Source organism: Vibrio sp. 2017_1457_13 (genome assembly GCF_030851525.1).
Classification (GTDB): domain Bacteria; phylum Pseudomonadota; class Gammaproteobacteria; order Enterobacterales; family Vibrionaceae; genus Vibrio; species Vibrio metschnikovii.
In genome coordinates this window covers 1-18,868 of sequence record NZ_VHTA01000001.1, presented here as the reverse complement: position 1 = coordinate 18,868, position 18,868 = coordinate 1, and the positions used below count along the sequence as shown (strand labels likewise).

20 protein-coding genes are annotated in these 18,868 nt (G+C 43.0%); 8 read left to right on the top strand and 12 right to left on the bottom strand.

Annotated elements, in window-relative coordinates; translation table 11 throughout:
• Window positions 1-11: 11 nt before the first annotated feature.
• Genes FKN88_RS00100 through FKN88_RS00080 form a run of 5 tightly spaced genes read right to left on the bottom strand, consistent with a single transcriptional unit; the run spans window position 12 to window position 3,887 of the window.
• Window positions 12-488 carry a hypothetical protein gene (locus FKN88_RS00100; protein ID WP_154168576.1) on the bottom strand — a complete coding sequence of 159 codons (477 nt, stop codon included), beginning with the start codon at window positions 486-488 and terminating at the stop codon, window positions 12-14.
• Between the two features lie 59 nt (window positions 489-547).
• Entirely contained in the window at window positions 548-793 is a 246-nt protein-coding gene (locus FKN88_RS00095) for a hypothetical protein (RefSeq protein WP_154168578.1), read from the bottom strand.
• Window positions 794-845: 52 nt separating this feature from the next.
• On the bottom strand, window positions 846-2,021 hold the full coding sequence (locus tag FKN88_RS00090; RefSeq protein ID WP_154168580.1) for a glycosyltransferase: 1,176 nt from the start codon (window positions 2,019-2,021) through the stop codon (window positions 846-848).
• Window positions 2,022-2,032: 11 nt separating this feature from the next.
• The gene (locus FKN88_RS00085) at window positions 2,033-3,397 is read right to left on the bottom strand and encodes a protein adenylyltransferase SelO family protein (RefSeq protein ID WP_154168582.1); all 1,365 of its coding nucleotides are present in this window, start codon (window positions 3,395-3,397) and stop codon (window positions 2,033-2,035) included.
• Window positions 3,387-3,887 (bottom strand): toxin-activating lysine-acyltransferase, encoded by a 501-nt coding sequence (locus FKN88_RS00080; RefSeq protein ID WP_154168584.1) that lies wholly within the window; start codon window positions 3,885-3,887, stop codon window positions 3,387-3,389. Before FKN88_RS00080 ends, FKN88_RS00085 begins: the two co-directional genes overlap by 11 nt.
• 509 nt (window positions 3,888-4,396) lie before the next feature.
• Here FKN88_RS00080 and yfbR point away from each other — a divergent pair.
• Window positions 4,397-4,981: a 5'-deoxynucleotidase gene (gene yfbR, locus FKN88_RS00075; RefSeq protein ID WP_004395571.1), complete on the top strand. Its 585-nt coding sequence runs from the start codon at window positions 4,397-4,399 to the stop codon at window positions 4,979-4,981.
• A gap of 96 nt (window positions 4,982-5,077) precedes the next feature.
• Window positions 5,078-6,403, top strand: coding sequence for an anti-phage deoxyguanosine triphosphatase (locus tag FKN88_RS00070; protein ID WP_154168586.1), 1,326 nt, complete (start codon window positions 5,078-5,080; stop codon window positions 6,401-6,403).
• A gap of 11 nt (window positions 6,404-6,414) precedes the next feature.
• Here the strand turns inward: FKN88_RS00070 and FKN88_RS00065 are convergent, their stop codons facing one another.
• Window positions 6,415-7,026 (bottom strand): tRNA-uridine aminocarboxypropyltransferase, encoded by a 612-nt coding sequence (locus FKN88_RS00065; protein WP_154168588.1) that lies wholly within the window; start codon window positions 7,024-7,026, stop codon window positions 6,415-6,417.
• A 3-nt stretch (window positions 7,027-7,029) separates the two neighbouring features.
• Between FKN88_RS00065 and rrtA the strand changes: the two genes are divergently transcribed.
• Window positions 7,030-7,599 carry a rhombosortase gene (gene rrtA / locus FKN88_RS00060; RefSeq protein WP_373567160.1) on the top strand — a complete coding sequence of 190 codons (570 nt, stop codon included), beginning with the start codon at window positions 7,030-7,032 and terminating at the stop codon, window positions 7,597-7,599.
• 20 nt (window positions 7,600-7,619) lie between these two features.
• On the opposite strand, the gene sohB is transcribed toward rrtA, so the two are convergent.
• Window positions 7,620-8,681: a protease SohB gene (sohB, locus tag FKN88_RS00055; protein WP_040904869.1), complete on the bottom strand. Its 1,062-nt coding sequence runs from the start codon at window positions 8,679-8,681 to the stop codon at window positions 7,620-7,622.
• 135 nt (window positions 8,682-8,816) lie between these two features.
• On the opposite strand from sohB, the gene FKN88_RS00050 reads away from it, so the two are divergent.
• Window positions 8,817-9,557, top strand: coding sequence for a YciK family oxidoreductase (locus FKN88_RS00050; protein ID WP_154168591.1), 741 nt, complete (start codon window positions 8,817-8,819; stop codon window positions 9,555-9,557).
• Between the two features lie 90 nt (window positions 9,558-9,647).
• On the opposite strand, the gene FKN88_RS00045 is transcribed toward FKN88_RS00050, so the two are convergent.
• Both FKN88_RS00045 and FKN88_RS00040 read right to left on the bottom strand, forming a co-directional pair.
• The gene (locus tag FKN88_RS00045; RefSeq protein WP_040904416.1) at window positions 9,648-10,589 is read right to left on the bottom strand and encodes a chemotaxis protein CheV; all 942 of its coding nucleotides are present in this window, start codon (window positions 10,587-10,589) and stop codon (window positions 9,648-9,650) included.
• A 126-nt stretch (window positions 10,590-10,715) separates the two neighbouring features.
• A complete protein-coding gene (locus FKN88_RS00040) occupies window positions 10,716-11,933 on the bottom strand; it encodes an ROK family protein (protein WP_154168593.1) in 1,218 nt (405 codons plus the stop codon).
• Between the two features lie 273 nt (window positions 11,934-12,206).
• Between FKN88_RS00040 and pyk the strand changes: the two genes are divergently transcribed.
• Window positions 12,207-13,652 carry a pyruvate kinase gene (gene pyk / locus FKN88_RS00035; RefSeq protein WP_154168595.1) on the top strand — a complete coding sequence of 482 codons (1,446 nt, stop codon included), beginning with the start codon at window positions 12,207-12,209 and terminating at the stop codon, window positions 13,650-13,652.
• A gap of 86 nt (window positions 13,653-13,738) precedes the next feature.
• On the opposite strand, the gene FKN88_RS00030 is transcribed toward pyk, so the two are convergent.
• Together FKN88_RS00030 and FKN88_RS00025 are read right to left on the bottom strand one after the other, a co-directional pair.
• Window positions 13,739-14,929, bottom strand: coding sequence for a patatin family protein (locus FKN88_RS00030; protein ID WP_154168597.1), 1,191 nt, complete (start codon window positions 14,927-14,929; stop codon window positions 13,739-13,741).
• Between the two features lie 18 nt (window positions 14,930-14,947).
• Complete coding sequence (locus FKN88_RS00025; RefSeq protein WP_110167917.1) at window positions 14,948-15,037, bottom strand: YnhF family membrane protein; 90 nt, start codon at window positions 15,035-15,037, stop codon at window positions 14,948-14,950.
• A gap of 217 nt (window positions 15,038-15,254) precedes the next feature.
• Between FKN88_RS00025 and FKN88_RS00020 the strand changes: the two genes are divergently transcribed.
• The 3 genes from FKN88_RS00020 to FKN88_RS00010 all read left to right on the top strand — a co-directional run bounded on the left by FKN88_RS00020 (window position 15,255) and on the right by FKN88_RS00010 (window position 18,049).
• Window positions 15,255-15,857 (top strand): porin family protein, encoded by a 603-nt coding sequence (locus FKN88_RS00020; RefSeq protein WP_158138175.1) that lies wholly within the window; start codon window positions 15,255-15,257, stop codon window positions 15,855-15,857.
• A 630-nt stretch (window positions 15,858-16,487) separates the two neighbouring features.
• A complete protein-coding gene (locus tag FKN88_RS00015; protein ID WP_004395582.1) occupies window positions 16,488-17,948 on the top strand; it encodes a sodium-dependent transporter in 1,461 nt (486 codons plus the stop codon).
• Window positions 17,948-18,049 (top strand): MetS family NSS transporter small subunit, encoded by a 102-nt coding sequence (locus FKN88_RS00010; protein ID WP_110167920.1) that lies wholly within the window; start codon window positions 17,948-17,950, stop codon window positions 18,047-18,049. Before FKN88_RS00015 ends, FKN88_RS00010 begins: the two co-directional genes overlap by 1 nt.
• A gap of 52 nt (window positions 18,050-18,101) precedes the next feature.
• Here FKN88_RS00010 and FKN88_RS00005 read toward each other — a convergent pair whose 3' ends face one another.
• Window positions 18,102-18,506 carry a hypothetical protein gene (locus FKN88_RS00005; RefSeq protein WP_154168599.1) on the bottom strand — a complete coding sequence of 135 codons (405 nt, stop codon included), beginning with the start codon at window positions 18,504-18,506 and terminating at the stop codon, window positions 18,102-18,104.
• Between the last annotated feature and the right edge of the window lie 362 nt (window positions 18,507-18,868).

Here is an 18,868-nt window from a genome sequence, read left to right as displayed (position 1 = left end):
TCCCATCCATGCTATTGATAATAAAATTGACTAATATACACAAATATCAAAGAAGAAAAATTCAATAGGAAGTGAATCATAAATGGTACTAACATCCCTAGTCTGTCTGACCTCATTGTCCAAACACTGAAAGAAACAGCAAAAACAAAAAATGAGAAAAAGGTAGTCACCCCCCAAATTGGCGAGACCAAAAAGTGAAGATAAGAAAAAATAGACGCAACAATTATAGACTTAACTTTATAACTATTTAAAAACAAACCAAGAGGCTTGATAATTAAATATATACCAATCGTCTCAATTGCAGGAGAGATAAGACTACCACCAATGACATCGATTATTCCAAGATTGTCAGATGGAGATTCTTCAGGGATAAGCTCAAAGCAAAATAATCCAAATGAAATTATTACTGAAACTGAAACACAGACTAGATATGATTTCAAAATATATTGAACTATACTTTGATTGTTATTATATAAAAAGAACATCATCCTACATCCTACATCCTACATAGTGATGATAGGCAAGCGAGCTTGCCTATCTGAGCTTATTAACACCTGCCGTGTGCCATTGCTCCACCACTTTGCATCGTACATCCGCCAGTATCTCTCCCCTGGCTTCCATATGATTGATTTGAGCCAGTTCGGGCTGGATTATTAGTATATGAATGACTTCTTGTTAATTCTTGCCAAGCTAAATTACCACCAACCCATTTTGCTATATTAATGGCTATCTGCACAGCACCGTCACCACCACCATCGACCATAGAAATTTCTTCAACACTTAAGTTATACATAAGTTATTTCCTTATATTAAATTACAGTAAAAGAGTACTGCGCTCATAGAGATTATCTTGTCAGCCAGTCTTTCTTCTTACCCAAAAACTCATCCACATATCCGAGCAAATTGGGTAGCCATGTAATGGACTCTAACAAAGCGGAATAAATTGGTGCTTTGAAAACCTGTCGATTTGAAAAATCAGAAGATAAATCAAAATCTTTTATATAGGACTGCACCAGTAAAAAGTAAATAAATATATTAGCTGCACCAATGACTATTGGAATCCAAATACCCATTGCTACCATAAATCCTAATAAAATAATGCTCGATGGAAATATATACTGTGCGGCAGTCAATAAAAACCAAGGAGAGGCACACAAGCCAGCGAGCCAATGTGTATTCCAAGCTTCTGTATAAGCTTCTACTCGTCCTCGAGCCCAACGCCGTCGTTGATTAAACAACCCCTTAGCATCCGTAGGGCACTGCGTTGTCGCTTTTGCCTTAGGTGCATAGCCTGTTCGATAGCCATTTGATATTGCCTTCCAACACCAAGCAATGTCTTCGACTAACCACTTGCTCCACCCCCCTAACTTTTTCACTACAGAAGCTCGGTGAGCTACAAATGCGCCTGCTAATACGGGAACACAGCCGAGTTTATCTTGCGCGGCTCTTATCGCGCCATAAAAACTAATATGTTCATAGTGTTGCAGTTTACCGAGAAAACTGTCTTTATGATTTTCTGGTGTAATATAACCACAAACCGCAGCATATTTTTCATCAGACCAAAGCTTAGTGACCAGTTCATAGATACCATTGGGCTCAATATAGGTATCACTGTCTACAACGACGTACACATCACCAGTGGCAACACCAAGTTTTAATACATGATCTAAGGCAAAGCCTTTCCTACCACCATTGACGGCCCTTTCTACAATCTGGAAGTCATGATTTACGTCGGTTTTGACTATCCACTCTTTAACTTTAGTAATTGCATTATTTGTTGAACCATCATCAATAACAATAATCTGAATTCGACTTGAATAACGTTGTTCATTTAGCTTACTCAATGCACAGATTAAATGTTCTTCATTTTCATTATAAAAAGGCAAAAATACAGAAACTGTTGGATCTTCGTCATTCTTACAGTTCGACTTTCTAAGTTTATAACAGCCAAACAAAACAAGAGTTGTAATAAATGATAATAAAGACGTAGTAATTAAGATTATTTCTATAACATCAATCATAATCGTCTCACTTATGATAAATAGCTATTAATAAGTTGACTAACAGATTGATAGTCGTACTTTGTATTCAAGTGCCCTTGAAGCATGGTAAACGATGAATATTTGGCCTTTCGTAAAGGAAATTCAACAGTACTGATATCGAACCCGCAGGCCTCCGCTTCTATAAGAACACGTTGACGAAATTCATGATCATTAAAGCGAGTAAGAAACCTGCGCTCTTCGCTTTTAAGCCGCTCTTTTAAAAGACTCGCTTGTTGCAAATTCGATTCTGAATGGTCCTCTATTCCTAACTCTATTAGCAGGAACCTATTCTCATATTCATCAAGTAATTTCGAAAAGTTTGATGAATACTCCCTTATTTTACTTGGAGTAAAGTCGCCTTCCGAGTAATGATTAACAGTATCAATAAAGTTAACCAGCCAGGCCTCTATGAGTTCATGATCATCCCATACGGCTCCGACACCATTTGCCAATACATAGTTACCGAAATCGGGTACAGCTGTTATAGTGCCAAAATCCAAAAAACGACCATCAACCGATATGTTTGAGCTCGTTAAGGAGCCATGCGGGATGCCTTTCACTCTTGATGCTGCAATCTGGCAAGCAAGTCGATCGATCACTATATTGAGGGTATCACCTAGGGAGGTATTTTGATTTTTACCTAACAACAAATTAGAGAGGTAGGGCATAGCCTTTCTTACGCGATTGGCATCATTATCACGAAGGTAACGGTAGCTTTCCTCTGGCCAAAAGAAGGTACAACGCTCAAAATGAGCAGGGCGCACAGATGTTTCCCTTATTGCTAGGGCACAATGTTTATCAGGAGCGCCATCTAAGTATCCAAACTTATGCTTTACGTTGGTCTTGATTATGGCTAGTGTGCGTATGGCTCCGTAAGGCAGATGCTTGTGGCAGATTTCGCCCCAAATCGCTTCACTGATCGCTTCATCAATAAACAGCTTACCGTGTGAATGACTTTCAGACATATTTGCAGCGACTAACGGGTTACGCCCAATTCCTTTGATTTGAAAATGGCCATTTATTCCACACCTTGCGCTACCACCATTGCATATTTCATGTCGAGACCCGTACTGGTCTGCCATGAACTGTTTTTTGTCATTAGTAATAATTCGTGTTTTCTTAGTATATCCTTTTGATACGTAACTAAAATTCTCTATCAGCTCACTTTTAATGGATTCTTCATCAAGTTCGATTTCATACTCTTGTATAAGCTCTTTATTTATCCAAACAACCTCAGTGCCTTTTAGCTTGTAGGCATCGAACAAAACAAAGGATTCTTTGGGCAAGTAATTATCAACAATAGGAGTATTATCTTTTCCAGCGCACTTATATGTTTGAAGTAATTCAGCATCCATAAACATTCCGTTTATTTGTTTTGATGATATTGCCTTGAGAATCTCGAATACATATATTGATCTCACGTCTACTTATGTTTGTAGAGAACATGACATGCTTATATAGACCCTTCAACTGACTTGCTCTGTTTTTTTCTACAAACCAATCTACAACAATTAGATTACTTCCCTCATTCCAATTCATTGGCTTAAGTGAGAATCTAGGCTGAGTCATATAATTAGACAGTGTTAAATCATCAACCCAAGCCCATATAACGTATCCTGTGAATCCAACATCGCTAGATAACTTTAAAAATTTATATTGTCTGTGAATTACCGCTGGTTTTATCCAATGGAGGAAAGAAGCTAGATTTAGCTCCCTGCGTTTATCACATTTAGCCATTATCTCTAAAAATTGTCCTAATTCATGGGTCACTTCTACCTTTGATAAAGGACCATAAGGCAGTCCGGTAATTTGACTATTAACTAAAGAAACAGCATTTTTTCGCATTACAACCTACAGGGGCAGTGTTATCTATTACTTCTTCTATTAAAAAATAGAACTAAAATAAACACACCTTCACTAGTGATTTTTTTCGTACCACAATACACAATGACTTATTGATAAACATAACTATTTCACCGGCATACGAGACAAATCAACTTGGTGCAATTGTCTCTATTATATCCTTCCAACTTGAAGCTGAAGGGGTGTTGGCTACGTTCGTTCACCCCAATCATATCGCCTGTCTATGCTCATGGGGATTTGCTCACTTGCCGCCTACCTGCAACTCCAAGTTGTTTGGGTATATATCGCCTTATTTACTGTATAAGTTGCCACTCTAGGCTTTGACCCATTCTCTAAAATTCATAACACGTTACCCTGGTGAACGAATGTCACTCTACTCACTGCCGCTGCAAGTTTGTCGCGGCAAAGTGGTAACTTCAAGTCATAGAGAGATAACGTTATACTCAGTTGACGAGATCCATCAATCCCATTAAGCAAGGATGTCTATTGCTATGAAAGAGAGCCACTTTTTTGCTCACCTCGCACGGATGAAATTAATTCAACGCTGGCCGCTGATGCGCTCTATCTCCAAAGAAAACGTTTCTGAACACAGCCTGCAAGTCGCGTTTGTTGCTCATGCGCTGGCAGTGATAAAAAACAAGAAGTTTGCCGGGCAACTCAACCCTGAGCGTATCGCGTTATTGGCCATGTATCACGACAGTAGTGAAGTGTTAACTGGCGATTTGCCCACACCCGTTAAATACTTTAACCCTGATATTGCTAAAGAATATAAAAAAATTGAAGCCGCCGCTGAACAGCGCCTACTGGCCATGTTGCCGGAAGAGTTTCAAGACGATTTTAAACCTTTTCTACTCACTGAAGCGGCTCACAGTGAAGATGCCACCATCGTCAAACAAGCCGACAGTTTGTGCGCCTATCTGAAATGTTTGGAAGAGCTGAGTGCTGGCAACCATGAATACGCTCTGGCTAAAAAGCGCTTGGATGTTACGCTAAAAGAGCGTCAGACCCCAGAAATGGTCTACTTTCTGCAAACTTTTGCTCCAAGTTTTGAATTAACACTCGACGAAATAAGCTAATCTACCTGTAGCTAAACAACTTATGTACCCAAACAACTTGGAGTTGCAGGTAGAAAGGGTATCAGTTTTATAAAAATCCTTTAGGAGTCGCTCAGTATGCAGATCACCCTTCCAGCAGAATGGCACGCGCGTAATGATGATGAACATAAGATTCGCCGTGACGATCATCGCAGCCCTTTTCAGCGCGACCGAGCGCGGATCCTCCACTCGGCGGCTTTTCGGCGTTTACAAGCCAAAACTCAAGTTCATGGCACCTACTTAAATGATTTTCACCGCACGCGTTTAACCCATTCTTTAGAAGCCGCGCAAATTGGTACTGGCATTGTGGCTCAGCTGAAACTTAAACAGCCAGAATTTCGTAGTCTGTTACCTTCTGACAGTTTGATTGATGCGTTATGCCTTGCTCACGATATTGGCCATCCGCCTTATGGGCATGGCGGTGAGGTGGCGCTCAATTATATGATGCGTGAGCATGGCGGGTTTGAAGGCAATGCGCAGACGTTTCGGATTGTCACCAGTTTAGAGCCTTATACAGAGCATCATGGGATGAATCTGTCACGTCGTACTCTGCTGGGGCTATTAAAATATCCCGCACTATTAAGTCAGACTCGCGCTGAGAAAATTCCTGAAGCCGTGCCCCACCAGCGACAACTAAAAGCCAAAGCTTGGTCTCCGGCTAAGGGCATTTATGACGGTGATCAGATAGGGTTTGAGTGGGTTATCTCACCGCTGAGTGAACAAGATAGGCAACAACTGAGTGAAATGCGCGATCAAGTCAGCGCCCCTTATCAGCATAAGAAAACCCGTTTTAAATCGATAGATTGCTCGATTATGGAGCTTGCCGATGACATTGCTTACGGAGTGCATGATTTAGAAGATGCAATTGTGCTTGGTTTAGTCACCAAAGCGCAGTGGCAGCAAGCAGCGGAAATCCCACTGCTTAACAGTGGCGACGCTTGGTTTGCAGAGCATGCTCATACGCTCACTGACATGCTATTTTCCGGCCAGCATCATATTCGTAAAGATGCGATAGGCGGCATGGTCAACGCGCTATTAACCAGTATCAGCATTCATCCGGTCGATCATCCATTTGCAAGCCCATTGCTGGCGTTTAATGCTTATCTACAGCCAGCGATGGCCGATGCGTTGGAAGTCTTAAAGTCATTTGTCAGCCAATATGTCATTCAAGTGCCACAAGTTCAGCGTTTTGAATATAAAGGCCAACAAATTATTATGGATTTGTTTGAAGCGCTGGCCGCCGACCCTGAACGTTTATTGCCTCATGGAACACAAGAAAAATGGCAAAGCGCAGAGCAGCACCTCGGTGGTGGGATGCGGGTGATTTGTGACTATATTGCCGCCATGACCGACGGCTATGCACAACGGATGCATCAAGAGCTGTTTTCCGCCCATAGCTTGTGAGTTCGGCGTTTTTATTGATCTTGAAGATAGTGCTTAGCAAAAATCTCTGGCGGCATGTGCTGAATCTGGGTATCGATCATCTGTGAAAACACCGTCAGTAGTGGTGAATAATCCTGCTCTGGTTGCGCCAACTGCAATAGGTGGTAACCCGCTTCAACGGTCGATAAGCTATTTTCACTGGGCGCTTTACGAATCCGGTAATTACCTTCGAGATCCGTGGGCAAATGCAAACACGGTAACGCGTGCAAATTGGTCGATAGCTGCCACATTTTATACGCTTTCTTCCAAGTACCATCGAGTAAAATGACCCGTAGTTTATGAGACCGACCAACCCATGGTTTGCTTGAAGCGCAGATTGATTGCTGGCTAGGATACAACACCATATGCTGTACCTTTTCCTCAGCCAATAGACAATTAAGCTCGGGGTGTGTCGTGAAATCCTCGCCGATCAATAAACGGCTATTAGGGAGCGATAAGGCTAAAATGCGCGCGGTGCCTAATGGGCGATTCTGCTCGGTAGGATGCTGGAGTATGATAAGCTCAATGGCTGAATCTAAACGCACGATAGCCGAACAAAAACAAACTTTATGAGCTTTACCACATTGAGAACAATATCGAGACATAGCGTGAATATCTACCTAGGGTTAATTTTGCTGAGCTTAGCCTGTTTCGGCTTGCAATTCCCGCCTTTTTCCGAGCTCAGCGCTTGGCAACTAACGTCGATTGAGCAGGGACAGTGGTGGCGGATCCTAACAGGAAATTTCACTCATACCAACTTTGCTCATTTAGGTATGAACCTTGCGGGTCTCTGGGTCATCGTCCTTTTATTTATGCCTAGCATCAAGTCACTATTCTTCGCCTTAATTATGCTGAGTTTATCGGTCGGGATAAGTATTTTTTTTACCGAGATGACGCTGTATGTCGGCTTGTCTGGCGTATTGCACGGTTTGTTTGCTTACTTTGCTCTACTAGAGTGGCTAAACGGCCGCCGCAGTAGCTTATGGCTAGTGCTTGGCGTCATCGCTAAAGTCGCTTGGGAGCAGTGGTTCGGAGCGTCCATGATGACCGCTGAATTGATTCAAGCCCGAGTCGCCACCGAAGCCCATTTAGCAGGCACCCTAGGTGGACTGACGTTAGGTTTGATTCAGTTTCTGCTGATAAAAAAACGCCGCAACTTAAGTCGCGGCGCGGATTAGAAAACCAAGTTCTCTTTATATTACATCAAAGGACGCTGCCCACGGCTGAGCAATTTCAGCAGTACCGCATCCGCTGCTTGACTGGCCGTTCCGGCGAGCTTATCGGCAAGCTTTTTCTTACGCACATAACGCACCGCAAGAACCGTTTTTTCCTTGCATGCGTTGACGATCAAATCATCTGAAGTGGCAATCTCATCCACTAAGCCTAATGCTTTGGCTTGACTGCCAAACCAATGCTCACCAGTGGCAACTTTGTCTAGATCAAGTGCTGGGCGGTGGTCACGGATAAAGTCTTTAAACAAACCATGGGTTTCTTCCAGCTCTTGCTTAAATTTCTCACGAGCTTTATCGGTGTTTTCACCAAACATCGTCAAGGTTCGTTTGTATTCGCCAGCAGTAAGCTGTTCAAATTCAATATCATTGCGTTTAAGTAATTTATGAAAATTAGGGATTTGAGCAATAACCCCAATTGACCCGACAATTGCGAACGGCGCGGCAACAATTTTATCGGCGATACAAGCCATCATATAACCGCCACTGGCAGCCACTTTATCGACGGCAATCGTCAAAGGAAGCTGAGCGGCTTTGAGACGATCAAGCTGTGATGAGGCCAGTCCATAACCATGTACCATGCCACCACCGGTTTCTAACCGAACCAGCACTTCATCGCCTGGTTGAGCCACGGCCAAAATTGCGGTCACTTCTTCACGTAATGAACTGACTTCTTTGGCGTCAATACTGCCATGAAAATCGAGCACGAATAGATGCGGCTCGCGTTTAGAGTCTAGCTCACCCTCTTTCTCTGCCTGTTTGAGTGCTTTTTGCTTGGCTTTTTTCTGCTCTTTTTCCGTTTTCTTCTCTGCTTTATCGCGTGCTTTCAAAAACGCTTCATCATGCAGATAAGATTCTAAACGCTCTACGGTTGCTTTATGTTGCTCGGTTAAGTCGGTGATTTCTAGCTCGCCTTTATTGGCGCCTGATTTACCACCACCCGATTTTATCATCACCAAGATCACGACTAACGCCACCAACACCGTCACAATCTTGGCTAGAAACAGCCCGTAATCTAATAAAAATTCCAAAGTGCTCATCCTCTTTAATACGAATTGGTGTATTGTAACCACCTTGTCACAAAGACTTAAAGTAAAACCTCATCTCGGACGGTTGAACTGCCAAAGTTGGATTAGATTCGAGATTATAACCAAAAGGAATCTGACGTGAATTACTCTGTTGCTGTTGATGCTTTACAAGATAAGGTTATTTTAGTCACCGGTGCCAGTGATGGTATCGGCAAACAAGCGGCTCTCACTTATGCAGCTCATGGCGCAACGGTCATTTTGCTAGGCCGCAGCACAGAAAAACTGCAACAAACCTACGCTGAAATTGTTAGTGCTGGATACCCTGAAGCCCTAGTGATCGCCTTAGATATGCAAAAGGCCAGCAGATACGATTACCAAACCTTGATCCACGATATAGAGCAGCAATGTGGTCAACTGGATGGGTTATTGCATAGCGCTGGGTTATTAGGCGAAATCAGCCCCTTTGAAGCGATTACAGAACACACTTATGATCAGGTGATGCAAGTCAATGTCAAAGCTCAATTATTGCTTACTCAAGCCGCTTTACCTTTGATTAAGCGCTCGCCACAAGGTCGAATCGTATTTACCAGCTCGACGGTCGGTCACAGTGGCCGTTCAGGTTGGGCCAGCTATTCTATTTCAAAATTTGCTACTGAAGGGATGATGCAGATCCTCGCCGATGAGCTACGTGATACCCCATTACGAGTCAACGCGATTAATCCTGGTGGAACACGCACCGCAATGCGCGCCAAGGCGTATCCACAAGAAGATGCTAACCGCTTGAAAACGCCGCAAGAGATCATGCCGCTTTATCTCTATTTAATGGCCAGAGAGAGCCAACACGTGCATGGCCAATGTATTGACGCACAACCGAAATAATCCACTTCAAACACATTCATTCGGAAAATAGAAACCCCGTCGCTAATTCGATATCAACGACGGGGTTTTTAGTCATTCATTATGCGCTGATCATAAGGTATCACGTAATCGGTCTTGTACCGCTTGCACCAGTAAATCAGGCTGGAATTTGGAGATGAATTTATCACAACCGACCTTTTGTACCATCGCCTCATTAAAGCTACCACTGAGTGAGGTATTCAGCGTAATGTACAAACTCGCCATGCGCGGGTCGTTACGCACTTCATAAGTAAGCTTATAACCATCCATTTCTGGCATTTCGGCATCGGTGATCATCATCAACAGCTCTTGATTGATATCTTTACCTTCATCACACCATGATTTTAGTAACTTCAAGGCTTCTAAACCATCCCAACACTCGATAATATTTAAGCCAAGTTGAGATAAAGTATCTTTAATTTGCTTACGGGCGGTGGAAGAGTCGTCAACAATCAAAATGTTACGCCCAACCATTTCACCTAATATGTCATGATCTAACACATGTTCAGAAATCGATACATCATAGTCGATGATTTCAGCGAGCACTTTTTCTACGTCAATCACTTCAACAATATGGTTTTGATTTTGCTCTTTAATGTGCGTAATCGCGGTCAGGTAGTTTGAACGCCCAACCGACTTTGGTGGTGGCTGAATCTCGGTCCATGCGGTATTAATGATATTGCGTACCTGACCAACCAAAAAACCCTGCACGGTACGGTTGTATTCGGTAATGATTAAGTTGTGCTCTTGATTGTCCAGCTTGGTTTCAGGAAAACCAATCGCTCGACGAAGATCAATGATCGGAACCGCAACACCTCGTAGAGAAGCAACCCCCATAATGTTCGGATGAGAACCGGGCATTTTAGTCGTTGGCGGTACCTTGATTACTTCACGTACCTTAAATACGTTGATCGCAAAAATCTGTCGACTATTTAAACTAAACAGCAACAGTTCTAGGCGGTTCTCTCCCACCAAATTGGTACGCTGATCGACCGTATTTAAGATACTCGACATAGAAAATCCCGCTAATAGAAAAGCACCATCGTTTACAGTATATACCTAAATTTCTGTGAGGCACTTGGGTAGATCATTAATTTAGGCGAACAATGTAAACTGTCGTGCAAAAAAAACGAAGAAAAATTATCCTTCAACCACTTTCATTAATAATAAACCATCGTAGAGCGCTTGCTTGATTAACGCCGCTCCTGGCATTGTGGCTTGTTTATAAAAACGGGATTCAACCAACTGCAGATGTTGGTGATAGGCAGGAAGGCTTTGCTCTTCAATACAGCGCTGAATCGCAGGATACAACACCGTTTTTGCTTGATTCATCACCCCACCAATTAACACTTTGTCAGGGTTAAACAAATTGATCACTATCGCAATCGCAGCGCCTAAATAACGTCCGAGTTGCTCAATCACGTCTACGGCGAGCGGATCACCATTGGCAGCCGCCAAGCAAACGTCCTCAATCGAAATCGTCTCTTGTCCGGCTAATGACGACGGTTCTCCTTGAGCAATTCGTAACGACACCTGATCGCGAATCGCCTGCGAGCTCGCCACCGTTTCAAGACAGCCAATATTACCGCAATGACAGCGTTTACCTTGAGGATCAATTTGAATGTGCCCAAGCTCACCAATATTGCCATAACGACCTTGTAATACTCGCCCATCAACGATAATCCCGGCCCCTAATCCGTGGTGAATAGAAATCAATATCGAATTATCGACATCTTGAGAGTGACCGAATAATTTTTCTGCCAAGGCCCAAGCTCGAGTATCATTCGCAACAAATACCGGCAACCCAGTAGCTTTATAAATCTCAGGACCTAACGCCAAGTTTTTCACATTATAATGGGGCATTTGTAATACCATGCCCTGCTGTGAATTAACTAAGCCCGGCAGAGTAATCGCAATGCTTGTCACCCGATCTAATTGGGCGGCGTAGGTTTGAAAAAACTCTTCTATTTCAAATAATAATCGCGCCAAAACATCATCTTGATCGATTTCATGAATATCAATTTTGGTGTCAATCAATACCTCACCACCCAACTCATGCAACGCAATCGTCAGATAGCCTCGTCCCAAGCGCATGGAAAGAAATTGCCAGCCTTGATTATTGGTTTGCAGACCAACGGCAGGTCTGCCACGACTGATCGCTTCTTGAACCGTCGTTTCATGGATCAAGTGGGCATCAATTAATTCGCGAGTAATTTTAGTAATACTTGCCGGAGCTAATTCACTCTCTTTAGAAAGGTCAATGCGCGATATAGGGCCTTTTTGATCTATCAATTTATATACACGACCAGCATTGACCTGTTTAATATGATCAATATGGCCTGGTTGAGCCATATACATGGTGCACTCCAGATTTCAATAACCTGCCAATTTTTTTACTTTGCGAACTAATTGTGAAGCAACTTGATGTATAGCCGTGACAGCCATCACGCATATAAATTTGAGTTTGTGTTTTTAACCCCAAAACCACAGATTTCACCACCAAAAGACCCAAGATGGGTGTTGGATCGAGAAATCGTCATTTTTTTTCTAAACCCTCTATTTTTAGAGACTTAGGTCTATACTGAGATCCAATAGGTTGCGCTTATTGGCCGGACTTTCAAGGAGAAAAATATGACCGCAGCGTTAAGAAGAACAAAAATTGTCGCTACACTAGGTCCATCGACGGATCAAGGTAGTGTGTTAGAAACGATTATTCGCTGTGGGGTGAATGTAGTCAGAATGAATTTTTCCCATGGCTCGGCAGATGATCACCGTTTACGAGCGGAAAAAGTTCGCGAAATTGCTCAACGATTAGGTCGACACGTAGCGATATTAGGTGACCTGCAAGGTCCTAAAATTCGAGTATCGACCTTCAAAGAAGACAAGGTTTTTCTCAATGAAGGCGACAGTTTCATTTTAGATGCCGAGCTCGGACTCGGTGAAGGCACACAGCACGCTGTGGGGATTGATTACAAAGCTTTGCCAAATGACGTTGTGGCAGAAGACATTTTATTACTCGACGATGGCAGAGTTCAGTTGCAAGTCACCGCTGTAGAAGGAAGTAAAATCCACACTACCGTTCTTATCGGCGGAGCATTATCCAATAATAAAGGCATTAATAAAAAAGGCGGTGGCCTTTCTGCTGAAGCCTTAACAGAAAAAGATAAGCGAGATATTGTGCTGGCAGCTGACATTGGCGTCGATTATTTAGCGATCTCTTTTCCACGCAATGGGAAAGATATGGATTATGCTCGGCGTTTGGCTCGCGAAGCAGGACTGAATGCAAGATTAGTGGCCAAAGTTGAGCGTGCAGAGACGGTATCTTGTGATGAAAATATCGATGATATTATTCGCGCCTCTGATGTCATTATGGTTGCGCGAGGCGACCTTGGTGTCGAAATTGGTGATCCTGAGTTAATCGCGGTGCAAAAGAAACTGATTCGTCGTTCTAAAGAGCTCAATCGCATCGTGATAACCGCAACTCAAATGATGGAGTCGATGATCACCAATCCAATGCCAACCCGAGCAGAAGTGATGGATGTCGCCAATGCCGTACTTGATGGCACTGACGCAGTCATGCTTTCAGGAGAGACCGCCGCTGGTAAATACCCAGTAGAGACCGTCAAAGCTATGGCCGAAGTCTGTGTCGGCGCAGAAAAAATGATTGAAGCCAGCCAACAAAATTATCGTATCGATCGCGCTTTCCAAACCGAAGAAGAAACAATAGCGATGTCGACCATTTATGCCGCCAATCATCTTGAAGGAGTAACAGCGATGGTCACGTTAACGGAGTCAGGGCGAACTGCGCTAATGACCTCACGCCTTAACTCGATATTACCTATCTTCGCCATGTCTCGTAATGAGCATGCTCTGAACCGTTGCGCGCTCTATCGAGGGGTAACGCCATTCTATTTTGATAGCAACCATGGTCAGGGAGCGGAGGTGGCTCAAGCCGCCCTACAAGCCCTAAAAGACAAAAAGCTCCTCGAGTTTGGCGATCTGGTGATCATTACTCAAGGTGATATTATGGATGTAGAAGGAACCACCAACTGTATGCGGATCTTGCCGGTATTTTAATCTGAGCGGTAGGTACAGGGAACGTACCTACCCGAATGACATTGAGTTTTATATGGGAAAAAGAATACCAATAAATCACTCTCCTCCTATTGATCGCCATAAAAAGGATCAATGACAGGAGGATTAGCACGCTGAGTCACGAGTCGCTTAGCCTGTTCAAAGGTTTCAATAAATCGGTAGCCAGCTTGTAGACCTAACTCGTAGTCATAAAGCAACGCTTCCTGACTACTGAGTAAGGAACTTGATTTCAGTGGCTCACTTGGCACAATTTGTAAAATAAATGCATCATCTGGTGGTATATGAAGAAAGTCACTGGTCAATGAATAGGTTTGATAATGGACCATCAACATATCTGCGAGCCCCGCATCAAATTTATTCCCTAACAGATGGCTTAACCGATAAATATTGTCGGCACCAAACAACCAACGTCCACCATTTAACACATCGAGATGTTTTTGCTCTTTCTTGAGCTGTTGCGCCTTGGCGATTTGTTGTTGAAGAAAACCACTCCAATCTTGCTTCCACTGCAACATTTTATTTTGCCAATGTTGCTGGATATGATTCACCGATTCACGTAACCATTTAACCTGAGAATCAGACTCTTGCTCTGCTAATGCATTTTGTTGGTCTTCTTCCTCTAACGTTTCAGTCCGAATGACCGTGATAAAACGTGCTTCTTGACGCCAAGCCTGTTGAACGGGGATGGATGCTGACACTCCACCATCAATATAGCAATGTTGACCTAATGAGACCTCTTGAGTATATAAGCCTGGAATCGCGCAGGTAGCGATAAGCACTTCTCGCCAATCGTCACCCAACATCGGAAAATAAGCATCGGTTAATGACTGAGCCTCCGTCACCGCAGCAAAAGCTTGGCGCTGGCCCAAGACATGTCGCCCCATGTCCAAATCTAAACGATAAGGATAATCGCTGATTTTATCGAGCGCCCAGTCTAAATTCATGTATTGTTTACGTCGAATATAACTGAATAAATGAAAAAATTGCGGATCGGTGGTTAGCTCAAGAATGAAAGCTTTACCTAAACCATGCTGACGACATAGATAGGAACAAAGATTTAACGCGCCCGCTGACGTACCATAAAATTCATCAAACGGGTCAAAATTAGACAGCATAAAAGCATCTAATACACCTGCAGTAAAAATCCCCCGCTGCCCTCCACCTTGGGCGACTAAGCTATTTTTACCAGTCAGAAACTTCGAGAGCCGAACAGTGTCGACTCTCGATTCTAGCCCTGAGACTGTTCCACTGTTCACCATAAGCAGAACCTCTAGCTTTTAATTGGCGATAGTAATTAAACCATATCCGATAAGAACAGCAAATATTGCCGCGGTAATCATTAATGCGTGTTTAAGATCGCGTTCCATACACCTCTCCTTGAGAATCACTGAATGACAACATAAGCATACACTAATCCTTTATACTGTCGTTTTTTTCCACACAAATATCAAGTGATTATCACATTTATCCTCGCAGAACGAGCAGCAAACAAAGCTTTTACTCTTAGTTATCGGAGCAGTGAGAGTCTTCACTCACTATCCTATCCTGTAGTAGGATAGATAATTGTACTTAAGGAGTATCACAATGCGACATCATGGATTGCTATTCTACCCCCAGTTTATGCTACCCCTACTATTGAGCTTACTCGCCTTCCCAGTAAAAAGTGAACTGTATGTGACGCCTTACTTTGGCTATACCTTAGGTGGCAAAGTGGAAGATCAGCAGCAACGTCACTACGACATTAAACCATCGGAAAATATCGCATTAGCCATCGAAACCCCCTTTCAAACCGGACGCATCGGTTTTTTCTATAGCCATCAATCATCACAAGTTGAACAAATCGATAATCAAGCCACCATGCATTATCTGCACTTCCAAAGTAGTATTTATTACCCTCTAGAATCCAAAAGTTCTGCGTTTATTGGTGTAGGACTGGGTGGCTCATACGCTGATGTTGACTGGGTTAATAATAAATATGGCTTCTCGTCCAGCGTGTTTGCAGGTATAGACTACAAGATTGCCTCGAACCTCATCATTACATCGCATTTCCGATGGCTTGGCACTATGGTTGACAACGATACCAGTGCTATTTGTCAACTTGAGCAAAATAATGGCTGTGTGATTGGCTTTCGCTCCAATTGGATGAATCAATTTGCTTTTAATCTAGGGCTCAGCTTACGTTTTTAAGCTATTCATCGCTGGTTAGTATGGAAAACGCTTTGTCGTCTCCCTGATTGCGAATCATAGCTATGAAGCCATTTATCTCCAACCAAATTTAACCTTACAAGATCAATCGTTACTAGAAGTACCGACCACTAACTGATGATTTTTTAGTCAAGCACTCTGTTGTTAAATACAGTTTTATCAATGGATAATGACGTTCAATAGAGCGAATTGATTCAGTTAACGACCAAAAGCACAAATATATCCCTAGATTTGTGCTTTAATAACTTGAATGCCGCTATCTATCACTAACAACAAACCGTTTACATTGTATTGCCATTTTTAAAAGTTCTCTGTAGTCTCTCAATTAATGCGCAGCTGATTATTTCAGATTACGCAAACACACATCGACAATAACAGCATAAAATTCCAATAAATAACCACATAGACCACAGGTAAATCTACGTTTTTACACACTCATGGATGATGGAACAATATTTTAACAATTAGACCTATACTCATACGATGATCTTTTCGGCAGTCTACTCTGGCAAAAGTGAGCGGTAACGGGAAGGCTTGCTTCCACATCTCAATGAATGAGTAAACAAGGTCTAATGAGGCTTCATACCTCAGGGAATGATTAAGGAGAAATAAATGAAGCGAGAACAATGGGGATCCCGTACCGGATTCATTTTAGCCGCAGTAGGTTCTGCGATTGGCCTAGGTAACATTTGGCGTTTTCCCTACATGGCTTATGAGAATGGAGGGGGCGCTTTTTTCATCCCTTATCTATTTGCCATGCTAACAGCCGGCATTCCTTTTATGATCCTTGAATTCAGTATGGGTCAAAAACATCGCGGCTCTGCACCAACGACTCTTGCCAAAATTAACACAAAATTTGAATGGCTTGGTTGGTTTCAAGTGGGTATCGCGGCAACCATTGGGGTGTACTATGTAGCCGTGATTGGCTGGGCAATCTCCTACTTCGGCATGTCATTTACCCAAAGTTGGGGAACGGATACCAATAGCTTTTTCTTTAGCGAGTACTTAGGTCTGGGTGATAACTCGCCGACTAACCTTGGATCAATTCAGTGGAAAATTGCTTTTACGATGGCGATTGCTTGGGCAATAACTTATGCGGCTATCGTTGGCGGAGTTAAATCTGGTATTGAACGTGCTTCTAAAGTCATGATGCCGGTGTTGTTTATCATGGTACTGCTGCTGATTGCACGCATGATTTTCTTACCAGGTGCATTAGATGGCGTCAACTATATGTTTGAGCCTGATTTTAGTAAGATTTGGGATGTTAAAGTCTGGGCAGCCGCTTATGGGCAAATCTTCTTTACGCTCAGTATTGGCTTTGCGATTATGCTGGCCTATTCAAGCTACCTACCACAGAAATCTGACATCACCAATAATGCTTTTATGACCGTCTTGATCAACTGCGGTTTTTCAATTCTCGCTGGTATCATGATTTTCTCAGTTCTTGGTTACATGGCTCAAGAACAAGGCAAACCGCTGACTGAAGTTGTTTCTGCTGGCGTTGGTTTAGCTTTTGTCACTATCCCTGCAGCTATTAACCTACTTCCGATCCCTTACATTCTAGGCCCGCTATTTTTCTTAGCGTTAGTGGTCGCTGGACTAAGCTCACACATCTCGATCTTAGAAGCCGTCACCTCCGCGGTGATTGACAAACTGGGTTGGAGTCGTAAAAAAGCAGCTAATATCGTTATCGGCTCAGGCTTTATTATTTCTATGGCATTTGCGACCAATGGCGGTTTACTGTTGCTCGATTTAGTCGACCACTTTGCGAACAATGTCGGCATTATGGCGAGTTGCCTAGTTGAACTCATTCTCATGACTTGGTTGCTGAAAATTTCCGACGTGCGTAAATATGTTAACTCCATTTCTGATTTTACGATTGGAGTATGGTTTGATATTTGTTTGCGCTTTGTCTCCCCAGTCGTTTTGGCGATCATTGTCGTAACTAAATTACGTGCACTGCTCACTGAAGGGTATGGCGGCTATGATCTGACCCTAGGCTGGACCATTATTATCGCGTTACTGGCGCTAGGTGCCATCGTTAATCTAACTAATCGCAAGGAAGCAAACTAATGACTACAGGTGCAATTATCATGATGATTATCGGCCTCGGACTCACTTGGGGCGGTGCAGCCATCTGCATTAAAAAAGCCATGGCGAAACAAGAAGAGTAATCTCCTCTTAATTAAGGCCACGAGCAGCTAATCTGCCGTGGCCTTATTGATTTTAGAAGCGATAAGTAACCCCTAGCGCCGCGCCCAGTTGCAAATTGATGCCTGAATGGAGGTTTAACTCTGGATGAACTTGACCATAGACATCAATATTACTGTTAATTGGCCAGTTAACCCCTAATGGTACGCGCGGACCAAAATCACCATCCCATTCTCCCCAAGCACCAATCCCAACGTACCAATCCAAAGGAACGTCAGCTCGTTCAAAATTGCCACGGCGCATCAAATAATCAAAAGCGGCGCCTTCATTACCAAGAATAAAACGATATTGCTCATCAACCTCAATGACTGCACTCAACTGCTTATCTACGGCCATACCCACTTTTAAACTCGGCTCTTGTTGTGCATAAACACTTACTGGTACGCTGAATAACATCGCCACTGCAGCTATTTTTTTCATAAGTCACTTATCCTATATCGTCTGGTATTTACTCAAATTTCTAAGATTGAGAAATAAACTCCCCAATGATGTCCAATTGCAGCAAAGTCGGCTCCGCCAGAAGAAAGAATAAACATGACATGAAGAATCCAACCAAGTGTAAAATAAAATCAAAGGAAATAACGGCAGTCTAACGAGGAGTGTACTGAGCAATGTCAGCAAAGAGGTAAAGATAGGTTAAGATAGAGTATAGGTACAGGGCGTCCGCATGAATGGTTAGAATTTAGCCGCCAACTTAAATCCAGCTAACAAGACTTGCTCCAAGAAGCCGGGGTTCATCATGCAACGCTTCTGCTTCATTGGCACACTAATTTTGGTTGGCT